21 protein-coding genes and 1 tRNA gene are annotated in these 17,582 nt (G+C 63.6%); 15 read left to right on the forward strand and 7 right to left on the reverse strand.

Annotated elements, in window-relative coordinates; all coding sequences use genetic code 11:
* The first annotated feature begins 261 nt into the window (after nt 1–261).
* Both NGM06_RS10740 and NGM06_RS10745 read left to right on the forward strand, forming a co-directional pair.
* Complete coding sequence (locus NGM06_RS10740) at nt 262–1,053, forward strand: hypothetical protein (RefSeq protein ID WP_254266955.1); 792 nt, start codon at nt 262–264, stop codon at nt 1,051–1,053.
* A gap of 296 nt (nt 1,054–1,349) precedes the next feature.
* Entirely contained in the window at nt 1,350–1,721 is a 372-nt protein-coding gene (locus tag NGM06_RS10745) for a DUF4870 domain-containing protein (RefSeq protein WP_254266956.1), read from the forward strand.
* A 251-nt stretch (nt 1,722–1,972) separates the two neighbouring features.
* Here the strand turns inward: NGM06_RS10745 and NGM06_RS10750 are convergent, their stop codons facing one another.
* From NGM06_RS10750 to NGM06_RS10760, 3 genes are all read right to left on the reverse strand, one after another.
* Entirely contained in the window at nt 1,973–2,602 is a 630-nt protein-coding gene (locus NGM06_RS10750) for a hypothetical protein (protein ID WP_254266957.1), read from the reverse strand.
* Nucleotides 2,603–2,938: 336 nt separating this feature from the next.
* Nucleotides 2,939–3,730, reverse strand: a complete 792-nt coding sequence (locus NGM06_RS10755; protein WP_254266958.1) for a helix-turn-helix transcriptional regulator — start codon at nt 3,728–3,730, stop codon at nt 2,939–2,941.
* A 305-nt stretch (nt 3,731–4,035) separates the two neighbouring features.
* A complete protein-coding gene (locus NGM06_RS10760; protein ID WP_254266959.1) occupies nt 4,036–4,515 on the reverse strand; it encodes a redoxin domain-containing protein in 480 nt (159 codons plus the stop codon).
* A 227-nt stretch (nt 4,516–4,742) separates the two neighbouring features.
* Between NGM06_RS10760 and NGM06_RS10765 the strand changes: the two genes are divergently transcribed.
* From NGM06_RS10765 to NGM06_RS10775, 3 genes are all read left to right on the forward strand, one after another.
* On the forward strand, nt 4,743–5,021 hold the full coding sequence (locus NGM06_RS10765; RefSeq protein WP_254266960.1) for a Sec-independent protein translocase subunit TatA/TatB: 279 nt from the start codon (nt 4,743–4,745) through the stop codon (nt 5,019–5,021).
* Between the two features lie 18 nt (nt 5,022–5,039).
* Nucleotides 5,040–5,112: transfer RNA gene (locus NGM06_RS10770), tRNA-Arg, on the forward strand.
* A gap of 201 nt (nt 5,113–5,313) precedes the next feature.
* Entirely contained in the window at nt 5,314–5,619 is a 306-nt protein-coding gene (locus tag NGM06_RS10775; protein WP_254266961.1) for a hypothetical protein, read from the forward strand.
* A gap of 445 nt (nt 5,620–6,064) precedes the next feature.
* Here the strand turns inward: NGM06_RS10775 and hpt are convergent, their stop codons facing one another.
* Entirely contained in the window at nt 6,065–6,631 is a 567-nt protein-coding gene (gene hpt, locus NGM06_RS10785; RefSeq protein ID WP_254266962.1) for a hypoxanthine/guanine phosphoribosyltransferase, read from the reverse strand.
* A 198-nt stretch (nt 6,632–6,829) separates the two neighbouring features.
* On the opposite strand from hpt, the gene mbhE reads away from it, so the two are divergent.
* The 7 genes from mbhE to mnhG are packed head-to-tail and all read left to right on the forward strand — an operon-like array spanning nt 6,830 to nt 12,885.
* A complete protein-coding gene (gene mbhE / locus NGM06_RS10790; RefSeq protein ID WP_254266963.1) occupies nt 6,830–9,223 on the forward strand; it encodes a hydrogen gas-evolving membrane-bound hydrogenase subunit E in 2,394 nt (797 codons plus the stop codon).
* Complete coding sequence (locus tag NGM06_RS10795; RefSeq protein ID WP_254266964.1) at nt 9,220–9,684, forward strand: MnhB domain-containing protein; 465 nt, start codon at nt 9,220–9,222, stop codon at nt 9,682–9,684. Before mbhE ends, NGM06_RS10795 begins: the two co-directional genes overlap by 4 nt.
* Nucleotides 9,681–10,025 (forward strand): sodium:proton antiporter, encoded by a 345-nt coding sequence (locus tag NGM06_RS10800; RefSeq protein WP_254266965.1) that lies wholly within the window; start codon nt 9,681–9,683, stop codon nt 10,023–10,025. Before NGM06_RS10795 ends, NGM06_RS10800 begins: the two co-directional genes overlap by 4 nt.
* The gene (locus NGM06_RS10805; protein ID WP_254266966.1) at nt 10,022–11,629 is read left to right on the forward strand and encodes a complex I subunit 5 family protein; all 1,608 of its coding nucleotides are present in this window, start codon (nt 10,022–10,024) and stop codon (nt 11,627–11,629) included. Before NGM06_RS10800 ends, NGM06_RS10805 begins: the two co-directional genes overlap by 4 nt.
* Complete coding sequence (locus NGM06_RS10810; RefSeq protein ID WP_254266967.1) at nt 11,626–12,273, forward strand: Na+/H+ antiporter subunit E; 648 nt, start codon at nt 11,626–11,628, stop codon at nt 12,271–12,273. The genes NGM06_RS10805 and NGM06_RS10810 overlap by 4 nt, the downstream gene beginning before the upstream one ends.
* Complete coding sequence (locus NGM06_RS10815) at nt 12,263–12,544, forward strand: monovalent cation/H+ antiporter complex subunit F (RefSeq protein ID WP_254266968.1); 282 nt, start codon at nt 12,263–12,265, stop codon at nt 12,542–12,544. Before NGM06_RS10810 ends, NGM06_RS10815 begins: the two co-directional genes overlap by 11 nt.
* On the forward strand, nt 12,541–12,885 hold the full coding sequence (gene mnhG, locus NGM06_RS10820; protein WP_254266969.1) for a monovalent cation/H(+) antiporter subunit G: 345 nt from the start codon (nt 12,541–12,543) through the stop codon (nt 12,883–12,885). Before NGM06_RS10815 ends, mnhG begins: the two co-directional genes overlap by 4 nt.
* Before the next feature lie 41 nt (nt 12,886–12,926).
* Here the strand turns inward: mnhG and coaBC are convergent, their stop codons facing one another.
* Nucleotides 12,927–14,087: a bifunctional phosphopantothenoylcysteine decarboxylase/phosphopantothenate--cysteine ligase CoaBC gene (coaBC, locus tag NGM06_RS10825; protein ID WP_254266970.1), complete on the reverse strand. Its 1,161-nt coding sequence runs from the start codon at nt 14,085–14,087 to the stop codon at nt 12,927–12,929.
* A 251-nt stretch (nt 14,088–14,338) separates the two neighbouring features.
* Between coaBC and NGM06_RS10830 the strand changes: the two genes are divergently transcribed.
* Nucleotides 14,339–14,686 carry a DUF7344 domain-containing protein gene (locus NGM06_RS10830; RefSeq protein WP_254266971.1) on the forward strand — a complete coding sequence of 116 codons (348 nt, stop codon included), beginning with the start codon at nt 14,339–14,341 and terminating at the stop codon, nt 14,684–14,686.
* 234 nt (nt 14,687–14,920) lie between these two features.
* On the opposite strand, the gene NGM06_RS10835 is transcribed toward NGM06_RS10830, so the two are convergent.
* Both NGM06_RS10835 and NGM06_RS10840 read right to left on the reverse strand, forming a co-directional pair.
* Nucleotides 14,921–15,409, reverse strand: a complete 489-nt coding sequence (locus tag NGM06_RS10835; RefSeq protein ID WP_254266972.1) for a 50S ribosomal protein L11 — start codon at nt 15,407–15,409, stop codon at nt 14,921–14,923.
* Nucleotides 15,410–15,464: 55 nt separating this feature from the next.
* Nucleotides 15,465–15,785 carry a VNG_1110C family protein gene (locus tag NGM06_RS10840; protein WP_254266973.1) on the reverse strand — a complete coding sequence of 107 codons (321 nt, stop codon included), beginning with the start codon at nt 15,783–15,785 and terminating at the stop codon, nt 15,465–15,467.
* A 117-nt stretch (nt 15,786–15,902) separates the two neighbouring features.
* Between NGM06_RS10840 and NGM06_RS10845 the strand changes: the two genes are divergently transcribed.
* Together NGM06_RS10845 and NGM06_RS10850 are read left to right on the forward strand one after the other, a co-directional pair.
* Nucleotides 15,903–17,012, forward strand: coding sequence for an OBG GTPase family GTP-binding protein (locus NGM06_RS10845; protein WP_254266974.1), 1,110 nt, complete (start codon nt 15,903–15,905; stop codon nt 17,010–17,012).
* Nucleotides 17,012–17,446, forward strand: a complete 435-nt coding sequence (locus tag NGM06_RS10850; RefSeq protein ID WP_254266975.1) for a TIGR04206 family protein — start codon at nt 17,012–17,014, stop codon at nt 17,444–17,446. Before NGM06_RS10845 ends, NGM06_RS10850 begins: the two co-directional genes overlap by 1 nt.
* Nucleotides 17,447–17,582: the final 136 nt, after the last annotated feature.

Raw genomic sequence — 17,582 nt, forward strand, 5'->3', positions numbered from 1 at the left:
CAGATGCGTTCACGAACCGAAATTCGTCTTCCGGGATGGGAGACCTGTTTCGTGCCGGTCTGAACCGCATTTTTCACCGGAGGACGTTGGCGACCGGCGGGCCTAACCGGTAAACGTGGGTTGGCGTCCGCCAAAATCGCGTGTTGTTTATTTCGCACCGCACCGAAGTTGTAATCGGCTATGAACCGCCGAACGTATTTGGTCACTGCTGGCGCCGCTGTACCGTCCCTCCTCGCGGGTTGCATAAGCGGATCCACCGACATGACAGGAAACGACGGCACCGAAACGACCACCGACGAGAACGACAGTACGAGTTCCACGACTACCACCGATACCGACGGCTCCGGGGGTGACGGCACGGGTGACCCCACGGAGGTAATCGACGCGTACCTCGCCGCGGCTAAAAACGACGACCTGGACGCGATGAGAGACATCGTCCACAGTTCGAGTCCGATGCAGAACGCCCTCGCTCAGGATAAAGTCATGTTCAACATCAGTGAGGGCCGAACCCGGGGTGAAACCGAAATCGTAACCAAAAACGGGTCAGTAGCAGATATATTTAAACTGAAGTACGCCTCGGTACAGTTCGATAACAGCGACCTCCGGAACGACATCGGTGACTCGGACATCAGCCTCGTTACCGTCGAACTGAAGAAATCGGGGTCCGACCCGAAGACGAACACGTGGGTCCTCGTTACCGAAGGTGGCGAGTGGCGCGTCTTCTGGGTCGGAGAGAAAAACGAGGTACCCGAGAACCCGGAGACGGTGTTCGAGGAACCGATCGAAGACGAGAACGCGAGCGTCGTCGAGGAGATTACGTACGGCGACCCGAGAGAACACACGGCGACGGTCTCTCTCACTGACTCACCCGGCATCGAAGCAAACAAAATCAGGGTCGAGGCGACCGTAAGCGGGTACCAAGCCGAGTTCACCGGTTCGTGGTCCGGGTCGTGGGCAGTCGTCACTCTGAACCCGACGGGTGACCAAATCGTCGTGACAGCGATCCAGAACGGGACGGAGGAAGTCGTCCACCGCGAACACTACAAGCCGTAGGTTGGTGGGCTACCCCCACGATACGCCCACCACGGTCGAGACTCGTTCAGCTACCGTGTACGACCGGAGTGTCGCACGACTTCCCGACTGCGAGCGTCTCGGTCGTCGGAGCGGTCTGGTCACTGCTGTTGGGGATGCAGGTGACAGCAACTCCGACTCGAGTGTTGGACGCGGACGGCGAATCGAAGAGTACCGCAGTCGATGTCCCGTTCGTAACTGACGGCTGGTCAGCCGCCGCCAACATAAACATTCGTTTAAGCAATAAATATATGTGTATTGGGGTCTAAATTTTCCATATGGATTCAGTAACGGAGTCCTCGGAGGACCGAAGCGCTGCCAAGCGAACGATTTTCGGGACGATCGTACATCTACTCGGTCTCGTTTTCGGAATTCTCGGTGTAGGAGTAGTCTATCTCCTGTCCGATGCGGCGTTCACGAAAACGAACGCCCGAAACGCGTTAAACTGGCAGATTTTCGTCTTGGTGGTCGGCGCTCTGCTCGGCGTAATGGCGTTTGGTCTCAAAATGGTCTCGGATTGGTTCGTCATACTCGCGGCCTTGGGGACGCTACTATTGGTGGTTCTCAATACGGTGTTCTGTCTCGTAGCGGCAGTCAAAGCGCTTCGTGGGCAGGAATGGCGGTATCCATTCACACCGGACATTCTGTAAGGAGTTCGAGAAGGGCGGCCGGTATTTCTCGATATCTCGGCGGTCCCGTTTCGGGAGTACCACGAGCAGCGAGTCGATACCGTCGCCTCCGAAGTTCCGGTCTGACGATTGCGACGAAATAACTCGGGACGAGGATCAATACCCGAACTCGAACCGTCCCTGCGTTCGAGTTGCCGGTTCGCACGGTCGAGCAGTCTGTCCGTGTGCCAAATTGGCACACGGTCAGGGAACGGGTGCGTATGGCCTTCGCCTCAGATTTCCGCGTCGATGACCGAACCGCTGACGCAGAAGTTGGTGTACTTCACGCAGACTTCGGCGTCGATGCTGAGGGTGACGTCGTAACCGCCGTCCCACGAAGCGTTCGCACAGATTCCGATATCGAGCGGAACGCTACCGTGCTTGAAGTCGACGCACACGTCCGAGTTCTTCTTCTCAATGCCGAACCCACCGACGGAGACGCAACTGCTGTTGAGACAGACGACGACGTCGAGCGAAACCGCCTGCCACGACAGGGTCGGAACGATCTTCACCGTCAGGGTATCGCCGCCGATGTAGGGCACGTACGACGGGATGTCCTTGCTGAAGATGACGATTTCCGGCAACGCCTGCGTCGTAATCCGGTCGTTGGACTGGGCGACTTCGGCGCCGTACACCTGCGACTGCGGCGTATCGCCCTGCGGCACTGCCTCCCACTTGCTGTGGTCGACTTCGCTCCACGAGAAGTCCTCCTCGTCGATCTTGGGGGACGAACCGGAGTCCTGAGCGGCGGATACACCGGGAACGCCAACTGCGCCTGCGCTGAGGAGGCCCGTGGTCAGGAGCATCTTTCGTCGGGGGAGGGTCTGTTCGCTGCTATCATCACTGCCTTTTTCTTCTGACATCGCAATTTGGAATAAACACTGAGACATGATTAAATCATCTATTGGCCGTAACACGAACAATATCCTACTTACCGGACCGTGACGATTTCTTCGCTACGCGTGAGTAGGCCCGGTCGTCGGTAGACGAGTCCCGGTTTGCGGTCAAACGTGACAGAAATAATTTTGGAATACGACGGCTCCCCGAAGCAGCGCTCCGCTGAAGGTCCTCTTCGACTCGCAGAGACTAGCCGGGTGGAGTCGAGAAACTCTCCGTCGTCGGAGGACAGTTATCCTTCGAAGGTCAGTCCAGACCCATTGCGGGTTCGTACGATTCTTCCGTTTCCGCAGCGACGCTGTTTAGTTTGCCCGCGTGCGGTACTTCTGGTAGACTCGCTCGGCCCACGCGACTGCCTCGGTCGTGTCGTTTATCAATACCCCTTGGACGCCACCGTTCTCGTACACGGTGATACCCGCGTACGTGTCGTCCTCCTGCTCCATCACCCACAGTGCGTAGGGTAGCGTTCCCTCGAACGTGTAGAACGTAACGTCGTCGTGCGCCACCAGTGCCGTGATTCGGTCGCTTTTCACCTCGGAGAGCGATTCGAACACGGCCTCTTCCACGACTATCTCGATCGTGATGGACTGGTCGCGAACGACCTCCGCGAGGGTGTCGGGAAACGAGCAGAGAGCGGTCGGCGTGAGACCGATCATCCGCGTAGACGACCGAAGCAATTCGTTGCGCTCTTCGAGTGCTGCTCCGGGGACGTGTGGATTCGCAGAATGTATCGTGACGTCTTCGAGGAACACGCGACTGATGGGGTTCTCTGACGAAAGGTGGTTCAGGATCTCACCGGCCGTCTCGAGGCGATTCGTGATTTCGGTGAAATCAGCGTATTCTGCCAACGCCAGACGTCCTTTCGTCGTCGGGTGATACGCTCCGTTGCGACGTTCGATACAATCGACGGATTCGAGGTCGTCGACGCCACGGTCGATTGTCGACCGTGATTTGTCTACGATGTCGATGAGTTCTGGCTTCGTCCGAGGTCGGTCGGCGACTGCGTCGAGAATATCGCTTCGCTTGTGGAGGACGTCTCGGAGTTCGTCGCCCACTTCGCGTTCGACCAGATTGGTTAATTCCGTGTTGTCCATAATTCGATTATGGGCGGCGAGCAGATAATTAATTTTCTTATTCATATGATAGGAAGTTTGAAGTGTGGTGGAGATTGAAATCTTTGGAAACTGTTTCGTGCGTTTCGACTGGGACCGACCTCGAAGCAAAGCAATCGAAGTTCCGTGTCGAGATGGAACTATCCGGTCGGTCTCACGGGTACGACGCGTTCACAGTAACGTGTCTACGTCGGAAAATCGAACGACGAGAGACGGTCCTATCACACGACCGGGTACTGTTGGGTCACGAACGAAGTCAGCAAAATACCGACCGCGGTCTCTCTCGATTAGTTCTCGGCGCTCGCGAACGATTCGAGGACTTCGTCGTAGTCGGGTTCGACGCCGGGGTCGTCGCTGACCCACTTGTAGACGACGGTACCGTCGCCGTCGACCACGAAGACCGAGCGCTTGGCGACGCCGTAGTAGCCCATGTCCGCGAAGTCCATCTCCACGTCGTAGGCGTCGATAATCTCCTTGTTGGAGTCGCTGACGAGACCGAAACTCAGGTCCTCTTGGTCGCGGAACTCGTTGAGCGAGAACGGCGCGTCCACGCTGACACCGTAGACGGTCGCGCCCTCGTCCTCGAACTCGTCGAGTCTCTGCTCGAAGGTGGCCATCTCTGTCGTGCAGACCCCGGTGAACGCGCCCGGGAAGAACGCGAGGACGACGGGCGCCTCGTCGAAGTGGTCCGAGAACGTGAACTCCGTTACGTCGCCGTTTGCGAGCGGTGCAGTGAAATCAGGTGCGTCGTCGCCAACTTCTACCATTACGTGTCTCACTATACGCATCCACGAAAAGACAGTTCCGAATTTCGTTGGACCGCCAGAGAAGCCTACGACGGGGAGACTCCTGTACGACGACGACCCTCGTCCCGGCGGCGGACTGCAACTCGACCGACAGTTCAACGGTCCTTCTTGATGCGTTCGGCCGTCTTCTCGCGTCCGAGGAACTAGCAAAAAGCCTATAATCCAGAATAAGCTATCCTAACGTAGAGATGGTACAGATGATTCCACTGTTCGGACCCGTGCCCGGCGGGATGGAGATGATGGTGATTCTCCTCATCGCCGTCCTGCTGTTCGGCGCGAACAAGATTCCGAAACTCGCGCGCTCGACGGGCGAGGCCATGGGCGAATTCAAGAAGGGGCGTCAGGAAGTCGAAGACGAACTCCGCGAGATGCAGGAGAGCGGCACCGACTCGGTCGCCACCGAGACGGAACCCGCGACCGAGACGGAACCCGCGACCGAGACGAACACCAGCACCGACTCCGAATAATCCGCCATTTTTCGTCGGGGGCGTGTGGCCTAGTGGATAGGGCAGGAGGTTCCTAACCTCCTGACCGCGGGTTCGAATCCCGTCACGCCCGTTCTCGTGTCCAGCGACGCGAGACCGAGAACGGTGCAGGGATTCGAATCCGTGAGGTCGCACGACCCACCGCGATTGCTCACGCCCATTCCCCTACCGAACACCGGGCGGGGACGACACAAGGACACGGACCAGCGTCACACCCGCGACCGGTCTACTGAGCGGTGATGACTGCGTACGCTCTCTCCGCGGCGGTGGACTCGTGATTTGGCAAGACCTCGTCTTCTCGCTCGGGACGAGTCTCCCGTCGGCCGCGCTCGGCGTCGTTTACGGCGCGAGTTTCTACAACGTGGGGATTGCATTCTCGGCGTCCGGTGCGCTGTCGACCGGCGTTCTCTGGGCGGGCATCGCCGGAAGGCGCTCGCTGTCCATCTCCGCGCCGCTCTCCGACGAGGTGGCTGCCGTCCGCGCGCGACTGTCCGACTACTCTGTCGGACGAGGAAAAGATCTAAAATCGACTGTTTCGAGGCCGATTACAGGAACGCGAACTGCGTCGTTCGCCGTTTGATTCGACCCTTCTTCACGTCTGTAGCGGTTCGACCTGTCCGCGATTGGGAAGCTACGTACATTGTATTCGCACATAGGTCCGGGGGAACATGAATTTACTCGGAGAATAACACACATACCCACGCGAGAACCGTTCACGCCCCTCGGCCGCGAATCCACCCTCCGCTTTTCGGCCGCGAACCTGCTGCAGACCTCCGGGTTACAGGGACGGAGACGTCGCTCGTGGGGCAACCGAACTGTGGCGTCGAACCGAAAAGAGGACCGGACGTTATCCGTCGCCGTGTTCGTCGGTGATGACGACTTCGCCGTCCCGCACGTCCACGTTGATGAGCGTCTTCACGACGACCTTTTCCTGCGCGAGCGCCCTCCGGACGCTCGCTTGCAAAACGTCGATGAAAAGACCGCTAATCCCGCTTCGAACCCGGTAGCGGCCACTTCTCGCTTTCCTATCCGTCGCCGTGTTCGTCGGTGATGACGACTTCGCCGTCCCGCACGTCCACGTTGATGAGCGTCTTCACGTCGTAGTCGGTGTCGTCGAGTTCGTTTGGACCCTCCTTCTTGATGACTGCGAGCACGTCGGCCACGTCCGCGCCGATGTGTTCGAGCGCCTCGGTGATGGCCTTCATCGTCCCGCCCGTACTGAGAACGTCGTCGAGGAGGAGGACGCGGTCGCCGTCGTGGACGTTGTTGACGTACATCTCGTTCTCGGAGTAGCCCGTCTGCTGGGAGAGCGCGACTTCACCCTCCAGTCCGTACTCGCGCTTGCGGATGACCACCAGCGGGATGTCGGTCATCAGCGACACCGCGGTGGAGATGTGGATGCCCATCGCCGCGGGTGTGACGATTTTGTCCACGTCCTCCAGTTCGGCCTTCCGGATGATCTGGATGACTATCTCTCGAAGCAGGCCGGGTTCCAGCATCGGAATCCCGTCGCTGATGGGGTGTACGAAGTAGTGGTACCCGTCTTTCTCGATGATCGGCGCGTCGAGCAGCGACTGCCTCAGTTTATCCATGTTGGGGGTACTCGACACGACAATAAAAGCTGACGGAATCGCGTGGCTACCGTGCGAGGGATTCTCTACGCCGTGAGACTGCTCCCGCACGGGACCGTAGCTGAATCATCTTTCGCATGCGGGCGCACTCGTAGACAATCCCGAGACCGCGACCCAAATTTGAGAACTGTTAAGTCCGGTCCGAGGCGAGTCTCGCACGTGCAACCGACACCGGACCCGGCAGCGTCGGCGGTACTCGCCGTCGTGTTCCTGCCGTTCGTGGCCGCCGCACTGGTGCCGTTCGTCTATCGGGTACTGGGCGAGCGCACCGCTTACTACGCGGCCGCGGTGGCGCTGGCTTGCTTCGGTCTCGTGGCGAGCCAGTACGGCACGCACGGCGCGGTTTCGGTCCCGTGGATTCCCTCGCTCGGGGTCTCGGTGAGTCTCTACGTCGACGGACTCTCGCTGCTCATCGGCTTTCTGGCCAGCGGCGTCGGCGTCCTCATCCTCACCTACTCCGGCGGCTACATGCACGGCGAACCGGCACAGGCCAAGTACTACGCCGCGCTGCTCGCGTTCATGGGGTCGATGCTCGGCGTGGCGTTCGCCGCCGACCTCGTCGCACTGTTCGTCTTCTGGGAACTGACCAGTCTCTCGTCGTTCGTCCTCATCGGTCACTACCAGCGACAGAAAAGTTCGCAGTACGCCGCCCGGAAGTCGATGCTCATCACCGTCTCGGGCGGCCTGTTCATGCTCGTGGGGTTCCTGCTGCTACACGACGTGCTGCTCGACGTGACCTCCGGGGCGAACGCGTTCAGCATCGTCTGGATGCTAGAACACCCCGAACTGGTGCAGGAGGAACTCCGGGCGGCCGGACTCTTCCTGCCCGTCCTCGGACTCCTCGGCATCGGCGCGGCCGCCAAGTCCGCGCAGGTCCCGCTTCACATCTGGCTGCCGAACGCGATGGAGGCACCCACACCGGTCTCGGCGTTCCTCCACTCGGCCACGATGGTGAAGGCGGGCGTCTACCTCCTCGGGCGCTTCCGACCGATTCTGGTCGGCGAGGAGTGGCAGTTACTGTTCGCCGTCCTCGGACTGACGACGATGACCGTCGCCGCGATTCTGGCGGTCGGCGCGACCGACATCAAGGAACTGCTGGCGTACTCGACGGCCAGTCACCTCGGTCTCATCGTGGCCGGGTTCGGCTTCGTCTCCGAACTCGGCGGCGAGACCGGCGCGTTCCACATCGTCAACCACGCGGCGTTCAAGGCCGCGCTGTTCCTCGTGGCGGGAATCATCGCCCACGAGGCCGGGACTCGCAAGATAGAGAATCTGGGCGGACTGAAGGACGACCTCCCGATAACCGCAGGTATCACGGCCGTCGCGACACTCGGGATGGCCGGAGTCCCGCCGTTCAACGGCTTCTACTCCAAGGAACTCCTGTTCGAGGCCGCGTGGGAGGCCGCCGCGCACGCGGGCGGTCTCGCGTGGCTCTACCCCACGGTCGCGGTGTTCGGGAGCGTCTTCACCTTCCTCTACTCCATCCGGTTCCTGATGCTGTTCTTCGGCGAGAAGCCGACGGGCCTCCACAAGGTCCACTCGCCGCCCAAGACGATGCTCGTGCCCCCGCTCGTCCTCGGCGTCGTCGCGGGCCTCATCAGCCTCGGCGGCGTCCTCGGCACGTTCGGAGTTCACTTCGCGCCGTTCGACCACTTCGTCGAAGAAGTCTGGGCGAGTACGCTCCCGCCGGAGGCCGACCTTCACGGCGGCTTCAGCTATCACGTCCCGACCCACCTCACCCCGGCGGCCGCGATGAGTGCGGTCACCATCGCTCTCGGCGCGGCGGCCTACCCCTTCTACGGTCGGCTTCACCGCGGCGTGAACCGCCTGACCGACGTAGACCTCCTGCGCGCCAACTGGTACTACGACTCGGCGGTGTTCGGTCTGAACGACTGGAGCGACACGGCGAGCGAGGTCGTCCAGAACGGTCTGCTGCGGACCTACGTGACGTGGGCGATGGCCGCGGTCGCGGCCCTCGCGCTCGCCGGATACGCCGCGACGAGCGTCGCGCTTCCCGACTTCACGGACTTCGCCGTCACCCTCCCTATCGCGCTCGTGCTGGGGGTCGCCATCGTCGGCGCGATTGCGGTGTCCATCGCGCCCTCGCACATCTCGGGCGTGCTGACCCTCTCGATTCTGGGGTTCATGGTCGCGGTGTTCTACGTCCTCGCGTCCGCCCCTGACCTCGCGCTGACCCAGTTGGTCGTCGAGACCCTCACGCTGGTCATCTTCCTGATGGTCCTCGACAAACTCCCGGCGTTCTACGGGAACGCGGGCCGCGGGAAGATGATGCGCGACGGCGTCCTCTCGGCGGTCGTCGGCGCGACCGTGTTCGTGACCGTGCTGGTCTCGACCGCGGCGACGCCCGACGACGGCATCGCCCACGAGTTCGTCGAGCGTGCGGTCTCCGAGGGCGGGGGCGGCAACGTCGTCAACGTCATCCTCGTGGACTTCCGAGCGTTCGACACGATGGGCGAGATATCGGTCGTCGCGATGGCCGCCCTCTCGGTGCTGACGCTAGTTGCGATGCGAGAGCGAGGTGAGACCCAATGAGTACGGTAATCGCACGAACCGTGACCCGGACAGTGGTACCGCTAATCCTCGTGACCGCCATCGCCCTGCTGTTGCAGGGTCACAACCTCCCCGGTGGCGGGTTCATCGGCGGGGTGTTGACAGTGACCGCGTTCGCCCTGATATACGTCATCTACGGGCTGGACTACCTCGAAGAGGAGTTGCTCCACCAGAACCGCGAACCCCTGCTGGAGTCGGTCGAACACGGCATCGTGGAGAACTACCAACTCGCCTTCGGGGTGGGATTGGGCGTGGCCGCCGTCGCGGGTCTCGTCCCGTTGCTGTTCGGCTACAACTTCCTCTATCAGGACTTCTGGGTCCTGCACCACCTGCCCATCTACGGCGAACTCCACGTCGCGAGCGCGCTCGCGTTCGACCTCGGCGTCTACTTCGTCGTGGTCGGCGCGCTACTCACGATTCTCGCGGTGGTGGGAACCGAATGACGCAGTTCGTCCTCGCCGCCGTGCTGGGCGTGCTGTTCGCGCTCGGGACGTTCCTCGTCCTGCGCCGGGACGTGGTCCGAGTCGTGTGGGGGGTCACCATCATCAGCCAGTCGGCGAACGTCTACCTCGTGACGATGGGCGGTCTCTCCGGGGCCGTCCCCATCCTCGGGCACGGCGGACACGGCGGCGGTCACGGCGTCACGGACCCGCTGGTGCAGGCGCTCGTGCTGACCGCAATCGTCATCGGGTTCGGGACGACCGCGTTCGCGCTCGTCCTCACGTACCGGGTGTACGAGGAACACGGAACCATCGACCTGATCGAACTGGGTGATAGCGCATGAGCCAGCAGTTCGTCGTCGCGCCGCTCCTCGTGGCGCTGCTCACCGCAATCGCTACCCTGCTGACCCGGCGGTTCGACCGGGTGCAGGTCTCGGTCAGTCTGCTCGGCGGTCTGGGCTACCTCGGGGCGGTCGCGTGGCTGGTCTCGAATGTTGACCCGCTCGGTACGGCCGATGTGTTCAGCTACCAGCTCTCGGGGTGGCAGGCTCCGTTCGGCATCACGCTCGTGGCCGACTCCCTGTCGGCGTTCATGCTCGCGTTCTCGGCGGTCGTCGCCTTGGCGGCGCTCGTCTTCTCGGCGAGCTACGTCGATACGTACGGTCAGCGGGTCTCCTACCACCCCCTGTTCCACTTCATGCTGGTCGGGGTCACGGGGTCGTTCCTCACCGGCGACATCTTCAACCTGTTCGTCTGGTTCGAGGTGATGCTGATGTCGAGTTACGTCCTCGTGGTGTTCTACAGCGGTCCGGAACACACCCGCGCCGCGCTCCACTACGTGGTCCTCAACCTCGTCGGGAGCGCGGTCATGCTGCTCGCCATCGGCGGTCTCTACGCGACCACCGGGACGCTCAACATGGCCGACCTCTCCCGGCGCGTGGCCGACCCGGCCGCGTACGGTCTCGGAGGCGGGGAAATCGCCCCAGTCCTCGGCCTGTCGGCGCTCCTGTTCGCCGTCTTCGCGCTGAAGGCCGGACTCGCGCCGTTCCAGTTCTGGGTGCCCGCGGCGTACCGCGCCGCGCCCGCGCCGGTCTCGGCGATGTTGGCCGGCGTCGTCAAGAAGGTGGGCGTCTACGCCATCATCCGCGTCTACTTCACGGTGTTCGGCGCGGCGGCGCTCTCCGGCGTGTCGCTTCCGGGCTTCGCGGTCCCGGACGACGGGAGCGCGCTGTTGGCGTTCTACGGCCCGGTTCTGTTCGTGATGGCGGCCGCGAGCATCATCGTCGGCGGCGTCGGCGCGGTCGGTCGCGACGACATCGACGGCCTGCTCGCGTACTCGTCCATCGGACAGGTCGGGTTCATCGTCCTGCCGCTGGCCATCGCGGCGACCGCGCCGACCGAGGAGATTCGCGTCCTCGGCGTCGCGGCCGCGCTGGTCTACGCGCTGAACCACGGGTTCGCCAAGAGCCTGCTGTTCATGGCCAGCGGCGCGGTGTACGACGCGGTCGGCACCGAGCAGTTCCCCGACCTCGGCGGCCTGACCGAGACCGCGCCGTGGCTCTCGGGCGGGTTCTTCGTCGGCGCGCTCGCGCTCATCGGCATCCCGCCGCTGTCGGGCTTCTTCGGCAAGATGCTCGTGTTCGACGCGGCAGGGCGAGTCGAGTCGTGGCCCGCGCTGGGGGTCGCGCTGTTCGGCGCGATTCTGACCATCGCGTACTTCTCGCGGGCGTGGACTCGCGGCTTCTGGGGCGACCCGCCGCTGCTCGTCCAGCACGGCGAGGCCAAGTTCTCGCTGGTCGCGGTCGTGGTCGCTCTCGCACTCGCCATCGCGGTCCTCGGCGTCGGCTTCGACGTGGTGATGCGGGCCGCCGAGGCGGGCGCTCACGCCGCGCTCGACAGACAGGAGTACGTCGAGGCCGTCCTCGGTAACGGAGGTGGTCACGCGTGAAGCCCCGGAAGTGGCCGGTCATCGGCGTCCTGTTGGCGGTCCTCTGGCTGTTCGTCCGCGGCGTCTCGCTCGACCCGGCCGACGTTCTCGGCGAGTTCCTCATCGGTCTCGCTCTGGGGCTGCCGGTCGCGTTCGCCTTCCGTCGGTTCTACACCGAGCGGACCTCGCTCACGCGGAACCTCCGGGCGGCACCCTACGCGCTGCTCTACGTCGGCGTGTTCCTCAAGGAACTGGCGACCGCGAACTTCGACGTCGCGTACCGCGTCCTCGCGCCGAGCATGCCCATCGACCCCGACGTGGTGGTCGTACCGCTCCGGGTCGAGACCGACGCGGCCATCACGACGATTGCCAACTCCATCACCCTGACTCCCGGCACGCTCACCATGGACTACGACGACGAGACCAACACGCTGTACGTACACGGTATCACCGGCCGGAACCGCGAGGCCGTGGTCGAACCCATCCGCACGTGGGAGGACTACGCGCTGGTCATCTTCGACGAGGACCGCAAGCCCGGCGACCCCGTGCCGGAGGTCCCGGTCCCGTCCCGCGGCGGGCGCGCGGACGGCGGACCGACCGTCGGGAGCGAGGACTCCGGCGCTGGGACCGACCGGTCGGAGGGAGGTGAGTCCGATGGCGAGTGAACTGCTCGGGACGGTCGTGTACGGCGCGCTCGTCCTCACCGCCGCGCTCACGCTACTGGCGGGTTACCGGGTCATCCGCGGGCCGACGGTCCCCGACCGGGTGGTCGCGCTCGACACCATCGCGACCAACGTCGTGGCAATCGCGGCGCTGTTCGCGGTTTCGACCGGCGAAGGCCTGTTCGTCACGGTGGGTCTCGTCCTCGCCATCATCGGGTTCATCAGCACAATCGCAGTGAGTCAGTACGTAATCGAGGGTGACATCATCGAATGAACGTGATTCAACAGTTCGTCGTCGCGGCGCTCGTCGTCGTCGGGAGCTTCTTCCTGCTGGTCGGCACCGTCGGCCTGCTCCGGTTCCCCGACGTTTACAACCGAATGCACGCCAGCAGCAAGGCGACCACGCTGGGGGCGTCCTCGATGTTCCTCGCGGCGTTCGCCTACTACGGCCCGCAGGGCGCGGGCCTGACCTCGCTGGTCGGCATCCTCTTCCTGTTCATCACCGCGCCGACCGGTTCCCACCTCATCTCCCGGTCGGCCCACAAGATGGGCGTGCCGTTCTTCGGGAAGGAAGCCGAGTGGCCCGAAGAGCTAGACGAACCCGGGTCGGACTGACGAGCGTCTTCGATTTTCGGACTCCGTCGAAGCCCCACCGATTACTGCGACAGTTCCGCTGCCAACTCCTCGGCCACTCGCCACCCCAGCGCCGCCTTCGTCCCCTCGTACTCCCGGACGCTGTTCTCGCGCACGAACAGCGTCCGCGTCCGGTCGTCGCCCATCACGCTGGCGTCGTTGGCGACCACGAACGAGAGGGCCGCGCGTTCGAGCGTTTCCCGCGCCTCGGCCACCATCGCCTCGTCGTCGCCGGAGGTCTCGGCTTTGAACCCGACGATGGGAACGTCGCTGGCGTCCCGGACCTCGTCGATGAGTTTCGGCGTCGGCGACAGGTCGAGCGTGAGGTCCTGTCCCGAACGAATCTTCTCGTCGGCGGTCTCGACGGTGTAGTCCGCGATGGCAGCGGCCGAGACGAGTGCGTCGGCGGCCCCGGCGTTCACCCGGTCGAGGACCGCCTCGGTCATCTCGGCCGCGGTCTCGACCTGCGCGACTTCGGCGTAGGGCACGTCGCCGCCCTGCTGGACCAGCGTCACGTCCGCGCCGAGCGCGTAGCAGGCGCGCGCGACCGCCCGGCCGGTCTTGCCCGAGGCGCGGTTGGTCAGCACGCGCACCGGGTCGATGGGTTCGCTGGTCGCGCCGCTGGTGACGACGACGTTCGCGCCCTCGAACAAGTCGGGCGAGGTGGCGCGCGCGACGTCGAGCGCGATGGTGTCCACGGTGGCGATTTTGGCCTTCCCCTCCTCGATTCGGGGGTCCACGAACTCGACGCCCCACGATTCGACGCGCTCGATGGCGTCGAGGACGCCGGGGTGGTCGTACATCGGTTCGTGCATCGCGGGCGCGACGACGACCGGCACGCCCGCGCCGAGCGCGGTGGTCGCGCAGGTCGTGACCGGCGTGTCGTCGATGGCTCCCGCTATCTTCCCGACCGTGTTCGCGGTCGCGGGCGCGACGAGCAGTACGTCGGCCCACCCGTCGCGGCCGCACAACTCGACGTGTTCGACCTGCCCCGTGATCTCGGTGACGACGGGGTTCTCGGTGGCGAACTCGACCGCCCACGGGTGGACGATTCCGCGTGCGCTCTCGGTCGTCACCGCCCGGACCGACGCGCCGCGCCGCCGGAGTTCGTGCGCCAACTCGACTACCTTCACCGCCGCGATGCTACCCGTCACCCCGAGCGCGACGTTGGTTCCCGCGAGCATTACCCGACGTTCGGTTCCTGATAGGTTAAAGAGGTACGGGTTGGAACCGACCGTGGCGAGAGGTCCCCGAGTCGGTCGTCGCGAACCTCAGCAGGGTTTAAAAGACAGTAATCGCGCATTGAAACAGTTGCAACGGCCGGAACGAACTCGTTGCAATCGACGGGAGTGAGTATCCGGTTAATGTACCCCCGGCACCAGGATGGTCCTGTATGTCGGACCAACAGCGAACCGAGTCAGTCGACGACGTAAGTGTGGCTTTCGACCTCCTCCGAGACGCCCGACGCCGCGGCGTTCTCTACACCCTGAAACGAAACGGCCGAACGTCCGTCGCGGAACTCGCCCGGCGCATCGCCGCGTGGCAGTCGGACGAACGCGACGAGACGGACCCGAGTGCAGTCGAGACCTCGCTGGTTCACGCCCACCTGCCGAGGCTCTCGGATGCGTCCGCGATCGAGTACGACCGCGAGAGCGGCACGGTGGAACTCGCAGACGGCGGCGAGGAACTGGACCCGTTGCTGCGATGCACGCGCGAGCGCGAACCGGACCTGTTCCGCGCGACGCGACCCTCGAACCTCCACGCGAGGGAAGTGGGTCAGTAGTCACTCGGTCGGGTCGGGGCATCGTCTCGACGAGTGATGGAGGTCCGCTCTTCTCCGTGTTCGACTCTCACCTCTTTGCGTTCGACTCTCTTCTTCGCTCTTCGCGTAGTGACCGGAGAGGGTCTCCAGACAGGGGGCGTTCGTCGATAGGGTCGCCTGCCGACGGCCCGTTCGCGCGGGCGACGGCCGAACGGCTACGGGTGAGGTAGAAAGCAGGAACGAAAGGAATCGAGGTTACGCTGCGGCTTCGTCGAGCAGCACGTCGTCGTACTCGCCAGCGTCCACCTTCTCCTTGAACTCGCGGGCGTCGTCGCCCTCGATGGTGACGCCGAGCGAAGCGCAGGTCCCGACGATCTCCTTCGCGGCGTTCTTCGTGTCGTACGCGAGCAGGTCCGGGTGTTTCTGCTCGGCGATCTTCTTCACCTGATCGATGGAGAGGTCCGCGACGAAGTCCTTCTGGGGTTCGCCGCTTCCGGTATCGAAACCGGCCTCGTCCTTGATGAGCGCCGCCGTCGGCGGGACGCCAACCTCGATTTCGAAGCTACCGTCGTCTTCGATGGTGATTGTCACCGGGACTTCGGTACCGTCGAAGGCCTCGGTCTGGTCGTTGATCTGGTTGACGACCTCCTGTACGTTGACGGCGGTCGGTCCGAGTTCCGGACCGAGGGGCGGACCGGGGTCCGCCTGCCCGCCGGGAACGAGTACTTCTATCGTCTCAGCCATACCTAAACGAACCCGCGGAGCAGTTTTAAGGCTTATCTTTCGGTCGTCGGGACTCTCACCGGACGCTCACGCCGTGTCGACTCAGAAACTCGCTGGCGGCTTTGATCTCCACTGGACTCCCGATAACGCGGACGTAACCGTCGTTTCGGTCGGTTTCGTCGCTCGCGTCTTCCTGTTCGCCTTCCCGGGGTTCCCCGCTGCCGCCCGTCGCTCCTGTGGCGTCGGTGCTCTCTCTCTGACCGGACCCGCGGCCGCTCGCGTCCACCTCGAAGAACGTCAGCGTGAACTGCTCGTCGAGGTCGTCCCGGAATCCGTCCAGCACCTCGGCCGGGAGGACGAACTGAGTGCTATCCCGTAGCGTGGTGGGGTCCGGCATCGTCGTTTGCGAGGTGTTCTCTACCGGCATATTAACGTATCGAAGTGCGAGAAGACGCGTCGGTGCCCCTCCACAGAAAGAAAGGCTTTTTCGGCGCGCACGGCCGACTCACTGGTAATGGGACTGGAGGAAGAAATCGAGGACCTCCGCGAGGAGATAGCCGAGACTCCGTACAACAAGTCCACGGAGTCGCACATCGGACGGCTGAAGGCCAAACTCGCGGAGAAGAAGGAGAAACTCGAGAACCAGTCCTCCGCCGGCGGCGGCGAGGGGTACCACGTCGAGAAGCACGGCGACGCCACCGTCGCGTTCGTCGGCTTCCCGAGCGTCGGGAAGTCCACCCTACTGAACTCGCTGACCGCCGCCGAGAGCGAAGTCGGGGACTACGAGTTCACGACGCTCAACGTCAATCCCGGGATGCTGCAGTACAACGGCGCGAACATCCAACTGCTCGACGTGCCCGGTCTCATCGAGGGCGCGGCACACGGCCGCGGCGGCGGACAGGAGGTCCTGTCGGTCGTCCGCGCAGCGGACCTCGTGGTGTTCGTCCTCTCGGTCTTCGAGATAGACCAGTACGAGCGCCTCCAGAAGGAACTCTACGAGAACAAGATCCGCCTCGACCAGTCGCCGCCGAGCGTCAAGATATCGAAGAAGGGCAAGGGCGGCATCAGAGTCACGTCGAGCGTCGATTTGGACCTCTCGGAGGACGTGGTGAAGGAGGTCCTGCGCGAACACGGCTACGTCAACGCCGACGTCACCATCCGCGAGCAGGTGGACATCGACCGCCTCGTGGACGGCGTGATGGACAACCGCGAGTACATCCCCTCCATCGTGTCGGTCAACAAGGTGGACCTCATCGAACCCGACTACGTCGAGACCGTCAACGAGGACCTCCGCGAGCACGATATCGACCCCGAAGAAGCCATCTTCATCTCGGCCGAGGCCGAGAGGGGTCTCGACTCGCTCAAGGAGTCCATCTGGCAGGAACTCGGTCTCATGCGCATCTACATGGACAAGCCGGGCCGCGGCATCGACCGCGACGAACCGCTGGTCCTCCCCAAGGGGAGCACGGTCGGGGACGCCGCGCGGCGACTCGGCGGCGAACTCGAAGACCGGTTCCGGTTCGCCCGCGTGAGCGGGCCGAGCGCCAAGCACGACGAGCAACAGGTCGGCAAGAGCCACGAACTCGCCGACGAAGACGTGCTCCGACTCGTCGTCCGGAAGTGATGGACCGGCCGACCGACCCCCGGCGACTGCTCGCGCTACTCGCACTCTTCTTCGCTCCGTGGACGGTTTTCTCGACCGGCGACTTCGTGTTCGCGTGGGGGCTGGCGACGTTCGACCCGCTCCACGTCACGACGCTTCCCGACTACCTGTTCGTCTACACGAGGGGACTCCCGAACCGCCTGCTCGCGTGGCCCGTCGCCACTCTGCTGTACCTGATCGCGGTCGGGAGCGCGGCTCTCGGCCAGTTCGGTCCGAACTGGGAGGACCGTCGAGTGACCGGTGGGTTGCTGGCGCTGGCGGGCGCGAGCGACTTCTGGTTCACGCTCGGGATGGCGCGGCCGGGGTTGCTGGCGGTTCCCGTCGGGTCTGTCCTGCTCTGGACCGCGGCGTGGTGGTTCCACTGGTCGGACCTCCGGCGCGCGCTGTGGCCGTGAGTCGCCCAGACCCGCAGTGCGGTCCTGATGGTCTACTTCGTTCGCGTGCCCACGCGTGAAGGCCAAGCGTAGCGGGACAGGAGACTACCGTAGCGTGATAGAACCGCCTTTCCGCGAGCGGTACCCTTTTCGCTCG

The organism is Halorussus aquaticus (assembly GCF_024218795.1).
Taxonomy (GTDB): Archaea; Halobacteriota; Halobacteria; order Halobacteriales; family Haladaptataceae; genus Halorussus; species Halorussus aquaticus.

Excerpts from the sequence above, each read along its gene's own strand:
- NGM06_RS10740 (WP_254266955.1), top strand. The coding sequence starts at position 262 with ATGACAGGAAACGACGGCACCGAAACGACCACCGACGAGAACGACAGT.
- NGM06_RS10745 (WP_254266956.1), top strand. The coding sequence starts at position 1,350 with ATGGATTCAGTAACGGAGTCCTCGGAGGACCGAAGCGCTGCCAAGCGA.
- NGM06_RS10750 (WP_254266957.1), bottom strand. The coding sequence starts at position 2,602 with ATGTCAGAAGAAAAAGGCAGTGATGATAGCAGCGAACAGACCCTCCCC.
- NGM06_RS10755 (WP_254266958.1), bottom strand. The coding sequence starts at position 3,730 with ATGGACAACACGGAATTAACCAATCTGGTCGAACGCGAAGTGGGCGAC.
- NGM06_RS10760 (WP_254266959.1), bottom strand. The coding sequence starts at position 4,515 with ATGGTAGAAGTTGGCGACGACGCACCTGATTTCACTGCACCGCTCGCA.
- NGM06_RS10765 (WP_254266960.1), top strand. The coding sequence starts at position 4,743 with ATGGTACAGATGATTCCACTGTTCGGACCCGTGCCCGGCGGGATGGAG.
- hpt (WP_254266962.1), bottom strand. The coding sequence starts at position 6,631 with ATGGATAAACTGAGGCAGTCGCTGCTCGACGCGCCGATCATCGAGAAA.
- NGM06_RS10795 (WP_254266964.1), top strand. The coding sequence starts at position 9,220 with ATGAGTACGGTAATCGCACGAACCGTGACCCGGACAGTGGTACCGCTA.
- NGM06_RS10800 (WP_254266965.1), top strand. The coding sequence starts at position 9,681 with ATGACGCAGTTCGTCCTCGCCGCCGTGCTGGGCGTGCTGTTCGCGCTC.
- NGM06_RS10805 (WP_254266966.1), top strand. The coding sequence starts at position 10,022 with ATGAGCCAGCAGTTCGTCGTCGCGCCGCTCCTCGTGGCGCTGCTCACC.
- NGM06_RS10815 (WP_254266968.1), top strand. The coding sequence starts at position 12,263 with ATGGCGAGTGAACTGCTCGGGACGGTCGTGTACGGCGCGCTCGTCCTC.
- mnhG (WP_254266969.1), top strand. The coding sequence starts at position 12,541 with ATGAACGTGATTCAACAGTTCGTCGTCGCGGCGCTCGTCGTCGTCGGG.
- coaBC (WP_254266970.1), bottom strand. The coding sequence starts at position 14,087 with ATGCTCGCGGGAACCAACGTCGCGCTCGGGGTGACGGGTAGCATCGCG.
- NGM06_RS10835 (WP_254266972.1), bottom strand. The coding sequence starts at position 15,409 with ATGGCTGAGACGATAGAAGTACTCGTTCCCGGCGGGCAGGCGGACCCC.
- NGM06_RS10840 (WP_254266973.1), bottom strand. The coding sequence starts at position 15,785 with ATGCCGGACCCCACCACGCTACGGGATAGCACTCAGTTCGTCCTCCCG.
- NGM06_RS10845 (WP_254266974.1), top strand. The coding sequence starts at position 15,903 with ATGGGACTGGAGGAAGAAATCGAGGACCTCCGCGAGGAGATAGCCGAG.
- NGM06_RS10850 (WP_254266975.1), top strand. The coding sequence starts at position 17,012 with ATGGACCGGCCGACCGACCCCCGGCGACTGCTCGCGCTACTCGCACTC.